Origin of the sequence: Apibacter adventoris (assembly GCF_002964965.1) — a bacterium.
Lineage (GTDB): Bacteria > Bacteroidota > Bacteroidia > Flavobacteriales > Weeksellaceae > Apibacter > Apibacter adventoris.
In genome coordinates, this window is record NZ_PSZN01000017.1 from 36,700 (window position 1) to 56,834 (window position 20,135).

General features: G+C 28.7%; 14 protein-coding genes. 9 read left to right on the forward strand and 5 right to left on the reverse strand.

The window, feature by feature from the left end; genetic code table 11:
- From C4S76_RS06530 to C4S76_RS06550, 5 genes are read right to left on the reverse strand one after another with little or no spacing between them, the layout of a single operon-like run.
- Positions 1-720 (reverse strand): phosphoadenylyl-sulfate reductase, encoded by a 720-nt coding sequence (locus C4S76_RS06530; protein WP_105193671.1) that lies wholly within the window; start codon positions 718-720, stop codon positions 1-3.
- A 32-nt stretch (positions 721-752) separates the two neighbouring features.
- Positions 753-1,565 (reverse strand): phosphate ABC transporter ATP-binding protein, encoded by an 813-nt coding sequence (locus C4S76_RS06535; protein WP_105193672.1) that lies wholly within the window; start codon positions 1,563-1,565, stop codon positions 753-755.
- A 40-nt stretch (positions 1,566-1,605) separates the two neighbouring features.
- Positions 1,606-2,454 carry a PstA family ABC transporter permease gene (locus tag C4S76_RS06540; RefSeq protein ID WP_105193673.1) on the reverse strand — a complete coding sequence of 283 codons (849 nt, stop codon included), beginning with the start codon at positions 2,452-2,454 and terminating at the stop codon, positions 1,606-1,608.
- Positions 2,451-3,353: a phosphate ABC transporter permease subunit PstC gene (pstC, locus tag C4S76_RS06545; RefSeq protein ID WP_105193674.1), complete on the reverse strand. Its 903-nt coding sequence runs from the start codon at positions 3,351-3,353 to the stop codon at positions 2,451-2,453. Before pstC ends, C4S76_RS06540 begins: the two co-directional genes overlap by 4 nt.
- Positions 3,354-3,362: 9 nt before the next feature.
- Entirely contained in the window at positions 3,363-4,322 is a 960-nt protein-coding gene (locus C4S76_RS06550) for a PstS family phosphate ABC transporter substrate-binding protein (protein ID WP_105193675.1), read from the reverse strand.
- 411 nt (positions 4,323-4,733) lie between these two features.
- Between C4S76_RS06550 and C4S76_RS06555 the strand changes: the two genes are divergently transcribed.
- The 9 genes from C4S76_RS06555 to C4S76_RS06595 all read left to right on the forward strand — a co-directional run bounded on the left by C4S76_RS06555 (position 4,734) and on the right by C4S76_RS06595 (position 20,009).
- Positions 4,734-6,515, forward strand: a complete 1,782-nt coding sequence (locus tag C4S76_RS06555; protein ID WP_105193676.1) for an assimilatory sulfite reductase (NADPH) flavoprotein subunit — start codon at positions 4,734-4,736, stop codon at positions 6,513-6,515.
- 17 nt (positions 6,516-6,532) lie between these two features.
- A complete protein-coding gene (gene cysI, locus C4S76_RS06560) occupies positions 6,533-8,236 on the forward strand; it encodes an assimilatory sulfite reductase (NADPH) hemoprotein subunit (protein WP_105193677.1) in 1,704 nt (567 codons plus the stop codon).
- Between the two features lie 2 nt (positions 8,237-8,238).
- Positions 8,239-9,606: a siroheme synthase CysG gene (cysG, locus tag C4S76_RS06565; RefSeq protein ID WP_105193678.1), complete on the forward strand. Its 1,368-nt coding sequence runs from the start codon at positions 8,239-8,241 to the stop codon at positions 9,604-9,606.
- A gap of 229 nt (positions 9,607-9,835) precedes the next feature.
- Complete coding sequence (locus C4S76_RS06570; RefSeq protein ID WP_105193679.1) at positions 9,836-10,315, forward strand: YcxB family protein; 480 nt, start codon at positions 9,836-9,838, stop codon at positions 10,313-10,315.
- 55 nt (positions 10,316-10,370) lie between these two features.
- Entirely contained in the window at positions 10,371-11,507 is a 1,137-nt protein-coding gene (hemW, locus tag C4S76_RS06575) for a radical SAM family heme chaperone HemW (RefSeq protein WP_105193680.1), read from the forward strand.
- 24 nt (positions 11,508-11,531) lie between these two features.
- Positions 11,532-12,341, forward strand: coding sequence for a glutamate racemase (gene murI / locus C4S76_RS06580; protein WP_105193681.1), 810 nt, complete (start codon positions 11,532-11,534; stop codon positions 12,339-12,341).
- 97 nt (positions 12,342-12,438) lie between these two features.
- Positions 12,439-13,062, forward strand: a complete 624-nt coding sequence (locus C4S76_RS06585; RefSeq protein WP_105193682.1) for a bifunctional nuclease family protein — start codon at positions 12,439-12,441, stop codon at positions 13,060-13,062.
- Between the two features lie 411 nt (positions 13,063-13,473).
- Entirely contained in the window at positions 13,474-15,483 is a 2,010-nt protein-coding gene (uvrB, locus tag C4S76_RS06590) for an excinuclease ABC subunit UvrB (protein WP_105193683.1), read from the forward strand.
- A 602-nt stretch (positions 15,484-16,085) separates the two neighbouring features.
- On the forward strand, positions 16,086-20,009 hold the full coding sequence (locus C4S76_RS06595) for a C10 family peptidase (protein ID WP_105193684.1): 3,924 nt from the start codon (positions 16,086-16,088) through the stop codon (positions 20,007-20,009).
- Positions 20,010-20,135 lie beyond the last annotated feature (126 nt).

Sequence of the window (20,135 nt, forward strand, 5' to 3'; positions counted from 1 at the left end):
TTAATTATTTTTATCTTTATGTATGTGTAAACCACATTCTTTTTTTCCGTTTTCCCACCACCATCTTCCAGCTCTGAAATCTTCACCTTCTTGTAAGGCACGGGTACAAGGCGCACATCCAATGCTGAGATAACCTTTTTTATATAAGCGATTAATGGGTACTTGATTTTGTTTTATATATTCTTCTACTTCTTTTAGAGTATAATTTAATAAAGGATTAAATTTAATAAGATTATGCGTATCATCCCATTCTAAAAACTGCATGTTTTCCCGATTCGGGGATTGTTCTGCTCGTAAACCTGTTATCCACAAATTTGCTTCTTTTAAGGCCCTAGCAAGCGGAATTACCTTTCTTATATAACAGCATTGTTTTCTGTTTTCTATACTTCTATAAAATCCATTTATACCAAATTCTTCAACGTATTCTCTTATATCTTTTTCATCTGGATAGTATATTTTAAATTTAAAATTTTTATATTTTATCTGTGAAGACTGAAACACATCATAAGTTTCTTCAAAATTTCTCCCTGTATCTAATGTAAAAACTTCTACTTTTTCTACATAATTATACAATATATCTGTAATCATTTGATCTTCAATACCAAATGAAGTTGAAAAAACCTTTTTCCCTGGAATAGTATCTAAGACAAATTTAATTTTTTCAAATACTGTTAGTTCTTTAATTTCCTTATTCCAATTTAATAAATCTTCTTGCCTCATTTTATCTAATTATAACATATTTAAACTAATCGTTAACTAAATGCCCCTGAAAGATATTTTTGTGTTAATACATTTTTAGGGTTATTAAAAACTTCTTGAGCTTCTCCTTGCTCAACTATTTCACCTAAATACATAAATATTACATTATCGGCAATTCTTAATGCCTGAGTTAAAGTATGTGTGACTAAAACAATGCCATATTCTTTTTTTAAATCCAAAAATAATTTTTCGATGGTATTACTGGAAATTGGGTCTAAAGCAGATGTAGACTCATCCCCTAAAATAAACTCAGGCTCTACAGCTAAACCTCTTGCTAAACATAGTCTTTGTTGCTGTCCTATAGATAAACTTGAGGCAGAGGTATGTAATCTGTTTTTTATCTCTTCCCATAATCCGACTGCTTTAAGATAATATTCAACAATTTGGTCTAATTTCTTTCTTCCTCTAACTCCATGTATTTTACAACCATAAGTTATATTATCATAAATCGACATTGGTAATGGAGTTGGGCGTTGAGATAATAATCCAATCTTTTTTCTTATATGAGTTATTTCGACATTTTTATCATAAATATCTTCATTATCTACTAAAATGTTTCCAGTAATCTTTACTTTATAAATTGTATCGGTTAGTCTATTAATACTTTTTAATAAAGTTGTTTTTCCACATCCTGATGGTCCTATTATACAGGTAATTTTACGATTAGGAATTTCAACATTTATATCTTTTAAAATATGTTGATCTTTAATGTAAAGATTAAAATTTTTAATTTTTATACTAAAGGGATTATGTATTTCTCCAAATTTATTGTTGGGTAAAAATGATTGATTTATTTTACTATTCATTTTTTTAGAATCAAATTATAAACGATTGCATTATTAGGAATCATGAAATTTTATTTTTTGAAAATTTATGTAAAAACAACCTACCCAAAATACTTAATACCAAAACTATAATAGTTAACAATAATGCTGCAGCATAGGCTTTATTCTGAACATCATCGGACGGACTGCTTAACTGAAAAAATATAGACAAAGGCAAAGTAGCTGCCGGTTGATTAAGTGATGTAGGTATATTATCCGTAAAACCTGCTGTAAACATAACTCCGGCTGTATCTCCTATGGCTCTACCTATAGATAAAAAGGTTGCTGTGGCAATTCCCGGAGCAATTTGTCTTATTACAATTTTTAAAGTTTCTAAACGAGTAGCTCCTAACGAATATGATACCTCCAATAATTCTCTAGGTAACTGTTTAGTCACCTCATCCATAGATCGAATAAATATAGGAATAATTAAAAGCGAAATTACTATAATACCTGCCAAAAGAGAGGTTCTTAATCCTAGAAAAACCATAATAGTAAACCCAAAAGCTCCATACACAATTGAGGGTATTCCAAATAATACATCATAGGTTAAACGTGCAAATTTTGCTAAAAAATGAGTTTTCTTTAAATATATATTTATATAAAAAACTACAGGAATGCTAATTAAAAGGCCAATTAAAGTAGCCCCGCCTACGATATACAAGGATCCCACAATAGCATTAAGTATTCCTCCTTCTTTACCTATATAAAACCCACCACCAGGAAGTTTTGAAATCATATCCCAAGACAATACAGGTATTCCTTTTTTTATAACAGTCCAAAGTATACTTCCTAAAAAAGAGATTACTAAAATGATAGAAATTATCATTAAAATATTCATAATCTTTTCTTCTAAAAATTTAATTTTCATAAGATATATTTAGCTTCTACTTTCTGAAGTATTATTCTGGCTCCTACGTTAAATATTAATATAATCATAAACAATATTAAAGCGGCAAACATTAATGCTGATTCATAATTTGGTATAGATAACATTTCTCCATAATTATTAGCTATTAATGCTGGTAAAGGATAACAACTATCTAAAATAGAAGTAGGTTTTGCTGGGACATTACCACAAACCATAACTACGGCAATCGTTTCTCCAAAAGCTTTGGATATTGATAAAACTATTGCTGCTAAAATCCCAGGAAAAGCTCTCCTTAAAACTACAAACTTAGAAGTTTGCCAATGTGTGGCACCTAAAGATATTGACGCATCTTTCAAATCTTGTGAAACATTTGATAATACTTCTACAAAAAGGCTTATAAGAATTGGGATAATCATCACACCCAAAACGATTCCTCCTGCTAAAACTGAATATCCACTAGTAAAATCAGAAAATTTAGGTCCCAAATAATCTGAAATCCATGGTACTATAATTAAAACTCCCCAAACTCCATATATAATTGAAGGAATACCAGCCAAAATATCTAAAACAGGAAAAATTATTTTTTTCATTGTCCTATGCGATTTTTCTGTAATATATAAGGAGGTTAAAAGAGAAATAGGCAATGCAAACATAACAGATAGCATTGTAACACTAAGAGTTCCATATATAAATGGTAAAAAACCAAATTGTCCTTTTAAAGGCTTCCATTGTGAAGAAAATAGCAATTCAGAAAGTGGAAAGTAATCTAAAACAGGAATTGATTTTGCATACAATCCTATACCTATAAGAAATAATAACAATATAGAGGCTACTGTTATTAATAACATATATTTTTCTGCAAATTTATCTTTAAATATCCGCCACTTTAAACGAGACATCCGTGTACTTTAATTTATTTTTTTTAATTCTTCTTTTCTATCTTCCTCAGACAAGGCAACATAACCATTTTCTAATGTATATTTTTGTCCTTTAGATAATATAAATTTTAAAAATTTTATTACTATAGGTTTTGCAGGTTTTCCCTTGGTAATTATATACAGATTTCTTGCAGGAGGAGACGGGTATTTTTTTTCCGAAACAGCCTTTAAAAGCATTTTTAAATCATCATAAAAATTTTCATCTTTATCAATAATTCCATTGTTATTAATATCTATAGGGAGAATAGCTAAACCTTTATAAGGTTTTTGGCTTTTCAAATCATATACATAAGCAATATTATTAAATCCTATAGCAAATTTGTCTTTTTGTACAGCAGATGCAACTCCAGGATCTCCATATACTGCTATTCCTTCTAAATCTTCTTGTTTTTTATTAATCCATGCTGCCCATGTTTCTGCTGCTCCACATGCATCAGCCCTAGTATATATACGAATAGGATAATTATTTTTACTACTTTTATCAATCTGATTCCAATACGAAATAGTATTATTCCATAATTTACTAGCAACTTCTTTTTTTAGCCCTATTTTCTTTATGTGATCTAAACCTGGATTATTTTCATTAATAGTCGCTACTACTGCATCTTTAGCTACAGTTATAGAATAAGCTCCTTTCTTTATTTCTTCTTTATGTAATTCCCTAGATACCATGCCTAGATCAACTATACTCGAAATTACATCCGTCATTCCTTTACCTGCTCCACCTCCAGAAATATCTATTCTTACTTCGGGGTTTTCTTTTTTAAATTCTTCCGCCCACTTCACAACCATAGGATATAACGCAAAAGCACCTGAAATTTGAATTTCATTTGTATTATTATTAGGGTCATCATTTTTTGTTACAATCTTCCTATCAGAACAGGAAAAAATAAAAATTAGACTTATTATTACAAAAGCATTTTTTATCATTTGTTACCCCCTAATCTTAACTCTTATTAATTAATATGCAAATATAAATAAAATCTATAAACTATATCGATTAAGTAGGAATTAAATATAAAAATATTCTATATTATTAAATATTTTCATTTATTATTGATTACATCAAATTATCACATATTATTTTAATAATAATTGCATTATTATCATAATACTACTTTTTAAGTGAAAAAAAAAGCAATCAATAAATCAATATAATTAACATAAAATTATTTTAAATATAAATCCATATTTTATATTTTTTTTTATTTAATAAAATAATATTTTATCCTTTTTAATTTGTAAGTTTGTTAGTTGTATTGATATAATGAACAATACTTATTTTATATTATTTTATACCATATTTTTATGTATTTAAATAGCCACATTGGACAATAGAAAATGAATAATTTAACTTTGCCAATCACTCAAGAACAATTAAAGAAGTTAAATGTTCTTCTCAAAGAATTGAACTCAACTCAACAGGCTTGGCTTGCAGGATATTTATGGAATGCTTCTAACAATTTGAATCCAGAAAATATCTGTTTAACTTCAAACAATGAAATAAATTCTTTAACAACTATCACTATAATTTCTGCTTCTCAGACGGGTAATTCCAAAAAAATAGCAGAGCAACTCTTTGTAGATATAGAACGTATAGGTTTAAATGTAAAACTCATTCAGGCAGGTGATTATAAATTAAAACAAATTTCCCAGGAAAAATATTTATTCATAATAACTTCCACTCATGGAGATGGAGAGCCTCCGGAAGAGGCATTAGCTTTATTTAAATTTTTATTCTCTAAAAAAATAACCCATTTAAACAGTCTTAATTATTCTATTTTAGCATTGGGCGATTCTTCTTACGATTTTTTTTGTAAAGCAGGTAAAGATTTTGATTCTCAGTTGTATAAATTAGGTGGAAAACGTATAATGGATCTGATGGTATGTGATTTAGATTATCAAAAAACTGCTGATCTTTGGAGACAAAATGTAATAAATTATTTAGAAAAAAACCTATCTTCAATTACTCAATCAAAATCTCAATCTCATCAAGAAATTTTAGTTGAAAGCAGTATTTATACCAAAGAAAAACCTTTCCATGCTCAAATTTCCGTAAATCAGAAAATTACAGCAAGACAAGCAGATAAAGATATTCGACATATAGAAATTGATTTAGGGGATTCTCAACTAAAATATCAACCCGGAGACGCATTAGGTATCTGGTTTAAAAATATGCCTGAATTAATTAATGAAATACTATCTGTGCTTCAATTAGCTCAAGATAGTCCCGTTAATTATTTTGGAAAAACTATTACTTTATTTGATGCTCTTACCCATCACTATGAATTAACACAGAATACTCCAATTATTGTTACTAAATATGCGAAATTTGCCGGAAAATCAAAATTAAACCAAATAATATCTAATGAGTTTGATTTAAAGGAATATAGTAAAAATACCCCCATTGTAGATATGATTCTTCAATATCCGGCTGTCATTACTGCTGAAGAGTTTTTATCTTGTTTACGTCCATTAACTCCTCGTTTATATTCAATTGCTTCTTCTCAAGAAGAAGTAGGCTATGAAGCTCATATAACAGTAGGAGTTGTTAAATATTTAAAAAATGGCAAAAAAAGATATGGAGGAGCCTCCGGCTACCTTTCTTTTTTAAAAGAAAATGATGAAGTAAAAATATTTATCGAGCCCAATGATCGTTTTCGTCTCCCTACTTCTAACGTTCCTATAATTATGATAGGCTGTGGTACAGGAATCGCTCCTTTTCGTGCATTCATGCAACAAAGAGAAGCTGATTCTGCAAAGGGCAAAAATTGGTTGTTTTTTGGTAATCAACATTTTATTTCTGATTTTTTATACCAAACAGAATGGCAACATTATGTAAAAACAGGTCTTTTAACTCAAATAGATCTTGCTTGGTCAAGAGATCAGGCTCAGAAAATTTATGTTCAGGATAAAATATTTAATAAAGCTTCAGAAATATGGAATTGGATTAATGATGGAGCTCATATTTACGTATGCGGAGATGCGTTAAAAATGGCTCAGGATGTAGAAAAAACATTAACTAACATTATTATGAAAGAAGGGAATATGAATAAAGAAGAAGCTGAGGATTTTATTAATAACCTTCGTGTTGCACAGAGATATTTAAAAGACATATATTAAACTAATAAAATAATACAATGAATAACGAACAGGGAGACTCAACTCCTCTTTCTGATAATGAAAGGCTAAAAAAAGAAAGTAATTTTTTACGGGGAACTATTGAAAATGATTTTAAGGATGAACTTACCGGTGGATTTAAAGGTGATAATTTCCAATTAATTCGATTTCACGGAATGTATCAACAAGATGATAGAGATTTAAGGGCAGAGAGAAAAGAAGAAAAATTAGAACCTCTATTAAATGTTATGTTACGTTGTCGTTTACCTGGTGGAATTATAACTCCGGCACAATGGTTAGGTATAGATAAGTTTGCTACAGAGGAAACACTTTATGGCAGTATAAGGCTGACTACACGTCAAACCTTTCAATTTCATGGGGTTTTAAAGCCCAAAATAAAACCTATGCACCAGCTTCTTCACAGATTAGGTCTAGATTCCATTGCTACCGCAGGAGATGTTAACCGAAATGTATTATGTACTTCAAATCCTATAGAATCAGAACTACATCAAGAAGCCTATGAATGGGCTAAAAAAATTTCAGAACATCTTTTGCCCAAAACCCATGCATATGCAGAAATATTTTTAGATGGTGAAAAACTTTCTACCTCTGATAATGAACCTATATTAGGTCCTACCTATCTCCCTAGAAAATTTAAAACTACTGTGGTTATTCCTCCACAAAACGATGTGGATTTACATGCTAATGATTTAAATTTCGTCGCTATTCAGGAAAAAGGAAAGCTAATAGGTTTTAATGTTTTAGTAGGTGGTGGATTATCCATGACATACGGAGATAAAAGCACTTATCCCCGTACTGCCTCTGAATTTGGATACATAGATAAAAAAGATACTCTGTCAATTGCTGAAGCTGTAGTTTCCACTCAACGAGACTGGGGAAACCGTAGCAACCGAAAAAATGCTAAAACAAAATATACATTAGAACGTGTTGGGATAGATAACTTTATAAAAGAAGTAGAAAAAAGGGCTAAATTAAAATTTCAACCCATTAAACCTTATTTATTCACTAGTAGAGGAGATCGAATTGGCTGGGTAAAAGGGATTGATAAACAATGGCATTTAACCTTATTTATAGAGAATGGACGTATATTAGATTACCCCAAAAAACCTTTAAAAAAAGGTTTAGCTGAAATAGCTAAAATTCATACCGGTGATTTCAGACTTACAGCTAATCAAAATTTGATAGTTTCTGGAGTTAGTGAAAATAATAAATCAAGAATTGAAGAAATAGCTCGTAACCATGGTCTTATTAATGATGAAGTTACAGAACAACGAAAAAATTCAATGGCTTGTGTTTCTTTTCCCACTTGTCCTTTAGCTATGGCTGAATCTGAAAGGTTTTTACCTGAATTTGTTACAAAGGTGGAAAAAATAATGACCAAACATAAAGTGTCTAATGATTTTATTGTTTTACGAATTACCGGCTGTCCTAATGGATGTGGTAGGGCTATGTTAGCCGAAATAGGTTTGGTTGGAAAAGCCTTGGGCAGGTACAACCTTTATTTAGGAGGAGATCGTATCGGACTACGTATTCCTAAACTTTATAAGGAAAATATAACTGTAGATGAAATCCTTTCATCAATTGACCCGCTTATAGGTTCATGGTCTGAAAAACGCATAGGTAATGAAGGATTTGGAGATTTTTTAATTAGAGAAAAAATTATTCGTCCGGTAGTTAACCCAGCTAAAGACTTTTATGCATAATTATGGATTATCTTCCTGTATTCCTTAATTTAAAAAATAAAAAAATTTTAGTTATTGGGGGTGGAGATGTAGCATATCGTAAAATACAGTTGCTTATAGATGCAGGAGCTGATGTATTTATTGTTTCAAAAGAGCTTTGTTTCAACCTAGAAATTTTTGTTAAAAAAAAGAAAATTCAATGGATAGCCAAAAAATTTAGACCTGAACATATTCTGGATAAATTTTTGGTTATTGCCGCAACTAATAATCAAGACTTAAACATTCAGGTTTATAGAGAAGCAGAAAAAAATAATATTTTTATCAATGTAGTAGATCATCCTGATCTTTGTTCCTTTATATTTCCATCTATAATAGATCGTTCTCCAATTATGATAGCTATTTCTTCCGGTGGTAAAGCCCCTGTTCTTATAAAACAAATTCGTGAAAAACTGGAGGCTATTTTACCTTTACATATAGGAAAAGCCGCTCAGATTGCAGGAAAATGGCGAAATAAAGTCAAACAAAAAATCTATTCTTCTATTGATCGTCGTAATTTTTGGGAAAAATTATTTCGCAGTAATTTTCTTTTTCTTGCTAATAGAGGTAATGAAAGTGAAGCTGAAAAATATTTAGAAGATAGTCTTTATGATAACTATCATAAAACAGAAGGACGTGTTGTTTTATTAGGGGCAGGTCCTGGTGATGCAGAGCTTTTAACTCTAAAAGGATTGCAAATATTACAACAGGCAGACGTTATTTTATATGATAATTTAGTAAATCGAAAGATATTGGATATTTCACGACGAGATGCTGAGAAAATATTTGTAGGTAAAAAAGCAGGTAATCATCTAATAGTGCAAGAAAAAATTAATAACCTAATGGTTATGCACGCTAACTCAGGAAAGCTGGTTGTCCGACTTAAAGGAGGAGATCCTTTTATTTTCGGAAGAGGAGGTGAAGAACTACATTTTTTACAAAAAAATAATATTTTATGCGAAATTATTCCCGGTATTACTTCCGCAATTGGTGCCAGTGCTTATTTTAAAATTCCTCTAACTCATCGAAATGTTTCTAAAGGGGTCACCTTTATTACCGGACATAATCAGGAAGAAGAGGAAACATTACCATGGGAGGCAATCTCTCATTTTAACCATACTCTTGTCATTTATATGGGAAAAATGAAAGCTCAATTTATTCAAGATATTCTTATACATTACAAAAAAGATATTTTAACTCCTATAGCTGTTATTAGCAAAGCCACTTGTCCAGATGAAAAAATTTTTACAGGAACTCTTTCGCATTTAGCAGAATTGGCAGATAAGTCTGAATCCCCTTCGTTGTTAATTATAGGAAATGTTATAGATTTATATAAATTATTTAATGATTCTTGAATTTTCCATTTATTTTTTTATATTTTTAATAATATGTAACTATTAAAATTAGATTTTTATTTACACACATATTAAGCTCTTAATAAAACATTCTCTTCATATATAATGAATTACATTTACTAATATTTCATAACTCTAACTTGTCTTATAAATGCCCATATGTTTTTATTAATTAATATTATTGTAAATTTTTGTAAAATATTTTAAATTACTTTTAACTTTACATTTTATGGAAATAGAAGCCCAAGTATCATCCGAACATTATTTAAAAGTAATAATGGAATTTTTTTTTAAAAAACCTATATTCATTTTTTTTGAAATAATAGGAATATTATTGTTAGGTTGTTATATTTTAGGTTGGAATCTTGAAAATACTGTCTCTACTCCTATTTATTATTTAGTCTTCTCCTTATTTTTTATTTTTGTAAATCCTTTTATTTTTTATATTTATTCTAAAATACAAATTCCCAAAATGCCGGAAATAACTGAAAAAATTATTTACTACTTTGGAAATGAAAACATTTCATTAACAGGAAAAAATTTTGATTCACTAATTTTATGGGAAGATATAAAAAAGATTATAGAGAATTCAAACGGATTTATCTTAATTCAAAAAAATAAAATTTTAAATTTTATTCCTAAATCTGCTTTAAATAATAATTATGATAAATTTAAAAATTTATTAATCGAAAAAGGATTTCGTTTTTAAAATACTCAAAATTTTATAATATCCTAGATTTCAAATAAATCAAGTCTTTTTTGTTATGTCCGGAATCTATATTCATATTCCATTTTGCAGAAAAAAATGCAATTATTGTAACTTTCATTTTTCCACTCGATTTACTTATAAATCAGAACTTATAAAAATGATAGGTACTGAATTACAAATGCGAAAATCTGAGTTAGATAATAAACCGATTAATACTATATATTTTGGAGGCGGAACTCCTTCTTTATTATCTTACTTTGAATTAGATTTTTTATTTCAGAACATTGAAAGAAATTATAATATTTCTCAATTAAAAGAAGTTACTCTGGAAGCAAATCCTGATGATTTATCAAAAGATTTTTTATTATATCTTAAAAACAATTCTCCTGTCAATCGTCTAAGTATAGGTATTCAATCTTTTATTGAAGAAGACCTTCGATTAATGAATCGCGCCCATAATTCTCAACAAGCAAAAGATTGTGTTTTAAATGCTAAAAAAGCAGGATTTGAAAATATTTCTATAGATTTAATTTATGGAGGGCAAACTACCACAAATAAATTTTGGTTAGATAATTTATCCCAAGCAATTTCATTAGAAATTCCTCATATATCTTCTTATGCGCTTACAGTGGAATCTAAAACAGTATTTGATTCTCAAATAAAAAAAGGAAAGATACCCGAAATCGATGAAGAAAAACAATGGCAACAATTTCATCTAATGAGAGAGAAACTTTTAGAAAATAATTATATACAATATGAGCTCTCTAATTTTGGAAAAAATAATTTTTTTTCTCTTCATAATAGTTCTTATTGGAAAAATGAACCTTATTTGGGTATAGGTCCCTCGGCTCATTCTTTTAATGGGAAAAATATTCGGAGTTGGAATATTTCAAATAATATGAAATATATCAAATCATTACAAGAAAAGAAATTACCTTCTGATCATGAAATAATTACTGAAATAGATTCCTATAATGAAAAAATAATGTTAGGACTACGAACAATATGGGGAGTAAGTATACAAGAAATTGAAAGAAATTTTCCCATTTTTATAATACAACATTTCTATAAAGAATTAGAAAAATTAGAAAAAGAAAAGAAAATAATTATTCAGGATTCTATAATAAAAATAGCCACAGATTATTTATTTCAAACAGATGGAATAATCTCAAAATTCTTTTTTACGAATTAATCAGAATCACTTATTTTTGCATAGATGAAAGAAGAAGGTCAACCAATAGGCATTTTTGATTCCGGTATGGGTGGATTAACTAACGCTAAAGAAATTAAGAGGCTATTACCAAATGAAAGCCTTATTTATTTTGGAGATTCAAAACATTTACCTTACGGAGATAAATCTAAAGAAGTTATTATTGAGTACTCTGAAAAGATTACTAAATTTTTATTAGAAAAAAAATGTAAAGCTATAGTTATTGCCTGTAATACCGCTACAGCTAATGCTTTAAAAGAAGTAAAGATAATTGCAAAAGAAAAAAACGTTCCTGTTTATGATGTTATTTCTCCCGTTGCAGAAAAAGTAGCTTTCACATTTAATCAAAATGTAGGAGTTATTGCCACAAAATCAACTATTTTATCCCATATTTATAAAAAAAGTATTAAAAAACTAAATTATCATATTGAGGTTCAAGAACTTGCCACCCCCCTATTGGTTCCTGTTATTGAAGAAGGCTATAATAACCATGAAGTTTCCAACATTGTGCTTAAAACATACCTAAGTAATAAAAAACTACAAAATATTGATTCTTTAATTTTGGGATGTACACATTATCCTATAATATTAGAAGAAGTAAAACATTTTTATAAAAACAAAATTCAGGTAATTGATTCTCCTTTAATTGTAGCTAACTACATTAAACAAGATTTGACAAAGAAAAATTTATTAATTTCAGAAAATAAAAATCCTTCATATGAATTTTATGTTTCAGATCTAACCCCTACATTTATAAAACTTGCAAAAAAATTTTTTGGTTCAAATATAAATCTTGAAATTAAAAATATTTTTTAATTATTCCACTTTTTATAATATTCAAAAAAATAGGAAAAATATTTGTAAATTGCAAACTCTTATTTACATTTCTACTTATAGCTTACTGAAATAAAATATGGATTTAATTAGATTAAATATTCGGGGAATTTCATATAGCCAAACTCAAACCGGAGCCTATGCTCTTATTTTAGAAGAAGATTTTGGTAAAAGAAAAATTCCTGTAATAATAGGCAGTTTTGAAGCTCAGTCTATTGCTTTAGCCTTAGAAAAAGACATAACTCCTCCACGACCTATTACCCACGATTTATTCACTACGTTCGCTAAAAGCTTTCATATTATCGTCAAAGCTGTTTTTATATATAAATTAATAGATGGGGTTTTTTATTCCAATATTTTATTTCAAAATAGGGAAACAGACGAGGAAAAAGAAATAGATTCCAGAACCTCTGATGCTATTGCTTTAGCTATACGCTTTGATGCTCCTATATATACTAATAAAGAAATTATGAAAAAAGCAGGAGTATATATGGAAATGAAAGAAAATAACACTGGTAATTCTTCTTTTGAAAAGACTATTGATAATATAGAAAATCAACTTAAAATGGAAGATTTAGAAGAAACCTTTTCACATCTTTCAGAAACTGAAATTAATGAATTAATAAATAAGGCACTTGAAAGTGAAGATTATGAAACTGCTGCTAAATTGAGAGATGAACTTACTAAACGTAACTTACATTAAATATTTATTATATCTTTTCATTTTATTTAGAATCTTTTTCGGATATGATTATAATTTTGTCTAAATATTAATAACATTATTGAATATAAATTAATTTCAGAAGTAATAAATTTTTAAAATTATTTCTTTAATTTTAACTATTAAAAAAATACTTATTTTTTAATCTTTTATAAATCAAAATTCAAACAAGGATGAATGTAAACTATAAGTTAAGAATTGATTACTAACCTTATAAATTACAATTTTTTGATATAAATAATTATTAACAATATAATTTAGATTTAACCTATTTTATAATTTATTTTTCTGCTTTATAACTATTTGTAAATATAACATTTTCTAAAATTAGAAACCAATTAAGATTTACTTATGAGTTTCTACATTTTTACAGTAACTTTATTTTTTTAAACTATGAACTTTAAGGTAGTTTCTCCATTTAATCCCACAGGTGATCAGCCTCAAGCAATAAATTCTTTATCAAAAGGATTTTTAAATCAAGAAAAATATCAAACTCTCTTAGGAGTAACCGGATCTGGTAAAACTTTTACTATTGCCAAGGTTATAGAAAAAATTCAGCGTCCCACTATTATATTAGCACATAACAAAACACTAGCAGCTCAATTATATATGGAATTTAAAGAATTTTTTCCTAATAATGCTGTTGAATATTTTGTTTCTTATTATGATTATTATCAACCCGAGGCTTTTATGCCTACCACTAATACTTATATAGAAAAAGATCTATCCATTAACGAAAATCTGGAAAAATTACGTTTAAGCACTACCTCGGCATTACTTTCTGGAAGAAGAGATGTTTTGGTAGTTTCTTCTGTTTCGTGTCTTTATGGAATTGGAAATCCTCAGGAATTTAAAAATAATTTAGTAGCATTAAAAGTAGGGCAGAATATTACAAAAACTAAATTATTACAATCATTAGTAAATGCCCTTTATTCAAGATCAGAAATAAATTTTGCAAGAGGAAATTTTCGCGTAAAAGGGGATATTATTGATATCTTCCCTGCTTATTCCGATACCGGTATAAGGATACACTTGCTAGGCAATGAAGTTGAAAGGATTGAAAATATAGATTATATTTCAAACAGTATTATAGATAATCTTGAAAGTATTAATATTTATCCCGCTAATCTTTTTGTCACTTCTCCCGAAACATTAAATCATGCCATTAAAAACATACAAATTGATTTAGGTAAACAAGTAGAATATTATAATGAAATAGGCAAAGGCTTAGAGGCTCATCGACTAAAAGAACGTACAGAATTTGATTTGGAAATGATTAAAGAATTAGGATATTGTTCTGGTATCGAAAATTATTCCCGATATCTGGACGGAAGAACTCCCGGATCCAGACCCTTTTGTTTATTAGATTATTTCCCCCAAGACTATTTAATGGTTATAGATGAAAGTCATGTAACTCTCCCCCAGGTGCACGCAATGTATGGAGGTGACCGAAGTAGAAAAGAAACCTTAGTTGAATATGGTTTCAGACTTCCTGCAGCCATGGATAATCGTCCGCTTAAATTTGAAGAATTTGAAAGTATGCAAAATCAAGTTATTTATGTGAGTGCAACGCCTGCTGACTATGAACTTCAAAAGTGTGAAGGTATATATGTGGAACAAATTATACGTCCTACAGGATTATTAGATCCTGTAATAGAAGTAAGACCCTCTCTAAATCAAATGGATGATTTAATGGCGGAAATCCAACAAAGAATTGAGGAAGATGAAAGAATATTAGTGACTACTTTAACCAAAAGAATGGCCGAAGAACTTACTAAATTTTTAACAAAATTTGGTATTAGAACAAGGTATATTCATTCTGATATAGATACTTTGGAACGAGTTGAAATTATGCAAGATTTAAGAATCGGTAAATTTGATGTATTAGTTGGAGTTAATTTACTTCGTGAAGGATTAGATTTACCGGAAGTTTCGCTCGTTGCGATTTTAGATGCAGATAAAGAAGGATTTTTACGTTCTCATAGATCATTAACTCAAACCTCAGGGCGTGCTGCAAGAAATATTAATGGTAAAGTAATTATGTATGCTGATAAAATTACGGATAGCATGAAGAAAACTATAGATGAAACATCCAGAAGAAGAGAAATTCAAAACCAATATAACCTTGATCATCATATTACCCCTAAACCTTTAAATAAAAAAATTACTTCTATAACCATAGGTAATGAAGAGGTCCTTACTGAAAAATATGAATCTGAATCATTATTAAAACAAGTGGCAGAAGCTATACCTGATTATCAATCTGTAGATTTGGATAAGATTATTTCTAAAAAGCAAAAGGAAATGGAAAAAGCAGCTAAAAATTTAGATTTTATAACTGCTGCTAAAATACGTGACGAAATAAAAGTTTTAAAAGAAAAAATAAAAGAGACTAAAATATAAACATTCTACTATCTATTCATCTTCTATTTTTTTAATTTGTTTATTTTGTCCGTAAATAATTAATTTATCATTTATAAATATTAACATTTTAAAACTATTAAAATTTATATTATAATCAAAGCTTACACTTACCTATTATTATTTTTAAATCAATTTGATTAATACATCATTTTCTTTTATAAAAAATAAAAAGAAAACTATAATCATGCTTAAATTTCTATATATCAGTCTATATTTATATTATTAGATATACTAAATTAATATAAATATTAAAAGATACTCCCTAAATTTTAAGAAACTGAAATATAATATTTTATTATTTTACAATCTTTTACCTTTATATAAACAATAAATATATATTTATATTATAATCTAAATGTATATTTATTTTTTTATATATTTGCAACAAACTAATTTTATAAACATATATTTATGACATAATTCTATATTTTTTTATTCATTAAAAACAACTACCTTTAATTTAAAATTAAAATAGTTCCGATCTTTCTTATTCTACTTCTCTTTAAAGCTTAGAATACTTATTATTTATATTTTGAATATTTTTTTATAATTTTTTAATTTTTATTAAACAATACTACTTTATGATTAAATTTAAATCTATTTTTATAATTATAGGATTTTTTATGTCCTATTATTTTCAAGGACAAAACATTTCCGAAGAAACCGCCCGAATGGTGGCAAATAACTTTCTTAATCTAAAATCTGAAAACAAAAGATCTTTGGAAGTTCAATTAACCAATATTACTGCTCAAATTAATAAAAAGTACAATGGTTTCTATATTTTTAAAACAGCTACTGAAAAAGGATTTTGTATTATTTCTTCTGAAAAGGGAAACCATCCTATTTTAGCTTATTCTTTTGATTCTCCCTTATCTACTAACGGACCAATTTCACCCGAATTTTTATATATTCTTGACGGATATCAGGCAGCCAACGAATATTTAAGAAAAAACAAATCCAAAAAAATCATTAGTGAGGATAACGCATTAATTAAAAAAGAATGGGAAGATTTGCTTGACGGAAATTCTTTTTCCTCAACTATCAATGCTAAATTATCACAACCTGAAAGTGTTAAACCGCTTCTTCTAACTACTTGGAATCAATCTCCTAAATATAATAAATTTACCCCCATTCTTAATGATAAACCTACCCATACAGGATGTGTTGCTACAGCAATGGCTCAAATAATGAAATTCTGGAATTATCCTGTTAAGGGAAAAGGAACACATACATATACTTTTTCTGAATTGAATGGGAAAACATTGACAGCAGATTTTGAAAACACTACCTATCTCTGGGATACAATGCCTAATTCACTTTCATCATCAACTGAACCAGAGATTGATGCTGTAGCCACTTTAATGTTTCATGCTGGAATCGCTGTTAATATGAAATATGGTAATGAATCTTCTTTAGCCAGTGACGCATCTGCTAAAGAAGCCTTAATAAAACATTTTAAATATAACCCGAAAATTGAAATTATACATCAAGGATTAATAACAGATAATGATTGGTTAAAATATGTTAAAGATCAGCTAGTTGAAGGTTACCCTGTTTATTTTTCCGGAAGATCTTCAACCGGCGGACATGCTTTTATCGCAGATGGCTATGATGCTAACAATCTTGTTCATTTTAATTTAGGATGGGGGGGACATTATGACGGTTATTATCAGATTACTAATCCTAGGGGATATACCGGACGGCAAACTATACTTATTAATATTTTTCCTTCTGCCATCACTTGTTCTACCCCTACAGGACTTACTACCTCAAATATCTCTGATAACAGTGCTATTCTCAATTGGAAAGTAGTAAACGGAGCTCAAAATTACACAATAGAATATAAAACCGCCTCTGCTTCTACTTGGACTGTTGCCAACGCTTCTATTAATTCTAATAGCTTTACGCTCTCAGGATTAGTAGCTAATACTTCTTATATCTGGAGAGTCAAAGCTAATTGTCAAGGTTCTAATACTTCGGATTATTCTCAAGCTAATTTTAAAACTATACTACCGGCCCCTTGTATCGAAAACTATGAACCTAATGACTCCTTTACAGCTTCGACACCTATTCTTACTAATACAGAATACTCTGCAGGGATCAATTCCGCTTCAGATAAAGATTATTATAAGTTTACACTAAACAATAAATCTAACGTGACAATTACTTTACAAAATCTACCAAAAAATTATGAATTATTTGTATATAACAGTTCAAAAGCTCAAATTGGAAAAAGTACTAATGGAGGAAATACTAACGAATCCATAACTCTTAATTATCTAGTCCCGGGTACTTACTATGTATATGTATATGGAGCTAGTGGCGCTTTTGATATTACTCAGTGTTATAACCTCAAAGTTGAAGAAACTGTAATTGCTCCTTGTATCGAAAACTATGAACCTAATGATTCTTTTACAGCTTCGACACCTATTCCTACTAATACTGAATTCTCTGCAGGAATTGGCTCTACTTCAGATAAAGATTATTATAAATTTATCCTTGACAATAATTCTAATGTGACCATTAATTTACAAGACCTTTCTAAGAATTATAAATCCATGCCAATTTTGCCTAAGTTTTATAATTTCATTGTGTATAACAGTTCAAAAGAACAAATTGGATTAAGTTCTGCCAATAATACTACAAATGAATTCGTTACTCTTAACAATCTAAAACCAGGTACTTATTATGTGGTTGTAGAAGGATATAATGGTTATTTCGATATTACCCAATGTTATAAACTTAAAGTTGAAGCAATCACTTTAGCAGCTCCTTGCATTGCCAATTATGAACCTAATGATTCTTTTGCCCAAGCAACAGCCATTAATACCAATACTAATTACTCTGCAGGAATTGGCTCCTCCGCAGATAAAGATTATTATAAGTTTACTCTAAACAGTAAATCTAACGTGACGGTTACTCTACAAAATCTACCAAAAAATTATGAATTAATTGTATATAATAGTTCAAATGCTCAAATTGGGAAAAGTACTAATGGAGGAAATACTAACGAATCCATAACTCTTAATTATCTAGACCCTGGTACTTATTATGTAATGGTTTACGGTTATAACGGTTATTTTGATATTATCCAATGTTATAATCTCAAAATTGAAGCGGCTGTAATTGCTCCTTGTATTGCCAACTACGAACCTAATGATTCCTTTGCCCAGGCAACAACCATTAGTACCAATACTAATTACTCTGCAGGAATTGGTTCCGCTACGGATAAAGATTATTATAAGTTTACCCTCTACAATTGGTCCAATATTAATGTAACCTTAAAAGATCTTCCTAAAGATTATAATTTGGTTGTATATAACAGTTCAAAAGCTCAAATTGCAAAAAGTGTTAATGGAGGATTTACTAATGAGTCCGTAACTCTTAATTATTTAGAGCCAGGTACTTATTATGTAGTTGTAGAAGGATATAATGGTAATTATGATATTAATCGATGCTATACACTTAAAGCTGAAGCGACTGCAATTGCTTCTTGTGTTGCCAACTACGAACCTAATGATTCTTTTGCGCAGGCAACAGCCATTAATACCAATACTAATTACTCTGCAGGCATTGGCACCATTACGGATAAAGATTATTATAAGTTTACCCTCAACAATTGGTCCAATATTAATGTAACATTAAAAGACCTTCCTAAAGATTATAATTTAGTATTATATAACAGTTCAAAAGCTCAAATTGCAAAAAGTGTTAATGGTGGAACTACTAATGAGTCCGTAACTCTTAATTATCTAGAGCCGGGTACTTATTATGTAGTTGTAGAAGGGTATAATGGTAATTTTGATATTACCCAATGCTATACACTTAAAGCTGAGGCGACTGCAATTGCTTCTTGTGTTGCCAACTACGAACCTAATGATTCTTTTGCACAAGCGACATCTATTCAATCTAACATTGATTACTCTGCAGGAATCGGTTCTGCATCAGATAAAGATTATTATAATTTCATTTTGAATAGTAAATCTAACGTAACAGTTACTCTACAAAATCTTCCTAAGGATTATAATTTTATAATATTTAACAGTTCATACAAAAAAATTGGAAAAAGTACTAGAAAGAAAAAATTAAATAAATTAGTTTTTTCCAAAACTTTAAAACCTGATACTTACTATGTGCAAGTTTATGGTGAAAAAGGTGATTTTGATATTAATCAGTGCTATACATTAAAGGTGGAAGGAAATTATATTACGTATAAAAATGTTAATATATCAGATACTCTGCTAGACAATGAAATTTCTAATACAGAAAATAATAACTCTGTTCTACTATATCCTAACCCTGTTGAGGATATTATCAATATAAAAGGAGTATATTCAGATAAAAATGAACATACAAACCTAACTATTTATGATAGAAATGGTAGAATTGTTAAAAACTTTCCTATCAAGATAGACAATATTATTTCTATAAATGTTTCCGATTTATCTCCTAATGTCTATTACTTAAATATTAAAGGTAAAAATTACAAGTTTATTAAAAAATAAATCTCTCAGTTAAACAAACAAAAAAACCGAAAGATCAATCTTTCGGTTTTTTTATATAATAAATATGAATTAAAATCTTCATCTTTCAAATTTTACAATACAACTATATAAAACACTTACTCACAA

Bases quoted from the DNA above. Each gene is read 5' to 3' on its own strand.
- murI (WP_105193681.1), top strand. From the start codon at position 11,532: ATGAAAGAAGAAGGTCAACCAATAGGCATTTTTGATTCCGGTATGGGT.
- C4S76_RS06535 (WP_105193672.1), bottom strand. From the start codon at position 1,565: ATGAATAGTAAAATAAATCAATCATTTTTACCCAACAATAAATTTGGA.
- C4S76_RS06530 (WP_105193671.1), bottom strand. From the start codon at position 720: ATGAGGCAAGAAGATTTATTAAATTGGAATAAGGAAATTAAAGAACTA.
- C4S76_RS06540 (WP_105193673.1), bottom strand. From the start codon at position 2,454: ATGAAAATTAAATTTTTAGAAGAAAAGATTATGAATATTTTAATGATA.
- cysI (WP_105193677.1), top strand. From the start codon at position 6,533: ATGAATAACGAACAGGGAGACTCAACTCCTCTTTCTGATAATGAAAGG.
- C4S76_RS06585 (WP_105193682.1), top strand. From the start codon at position 12,439: ATGGATTTAATTAGATTAAATATTCGGGGAATTTCATATAGCCAAACT.
- pstC (WP_105193674.1), bottom strand. From the start codon at position 3,353: ATGTCTCGTTTAAAGTGGCGGATATTTAAAGATAAATTTGCAGAAAAA.
- hemW (WP_105193680.1), top strand. From the start codon at position 10,371: ATGTCCGGAATCTATATTCATATTCCATTTTGCAGAAAAAAATGCAAT.
- uvrB (WP_105193683.1), top strand. From the start codon at position 13,474: ATGAACTTTAAGGTAGTTTCTCCATTTAATCCCACAGGTGATCAGCCT.
- C4S76_RS06555 (WP_105193676.1), top strand. From the start codon at position 4,734: ATGAATAATTTAACTTTGCCAATCACTCAAGAACAATTAAAGAAGTTA.
- C4S76_RS06570 (WP_105193679.1), top strand. From the start codon at position 9,836: ATGGAAATAGAAGCCCAAGTATCATCCGAACATTATTTAAAAGTAATA.
- C4S76_RS06550 (WP_105193675.1), bottom strand. From the start codon at position 4,322: ATGATAAAAAATGCTTTTGTAATAATAAGTCTAATTTTTATTTTTTCC.
- cysG (WP_105193678.1), top strand. From the start codon at position 8,239: ATGGATTATCTTCCTGTATTCCTTAATTTAAAAAATAAAAAAATTTTA.
- C4S76_RS06595 (WP_105193684.1), top strand. From the start codon at position 16,086: ATGATTAAATTTAAATCTATTTTTATAATTATAGGATTTTTTATGTCC.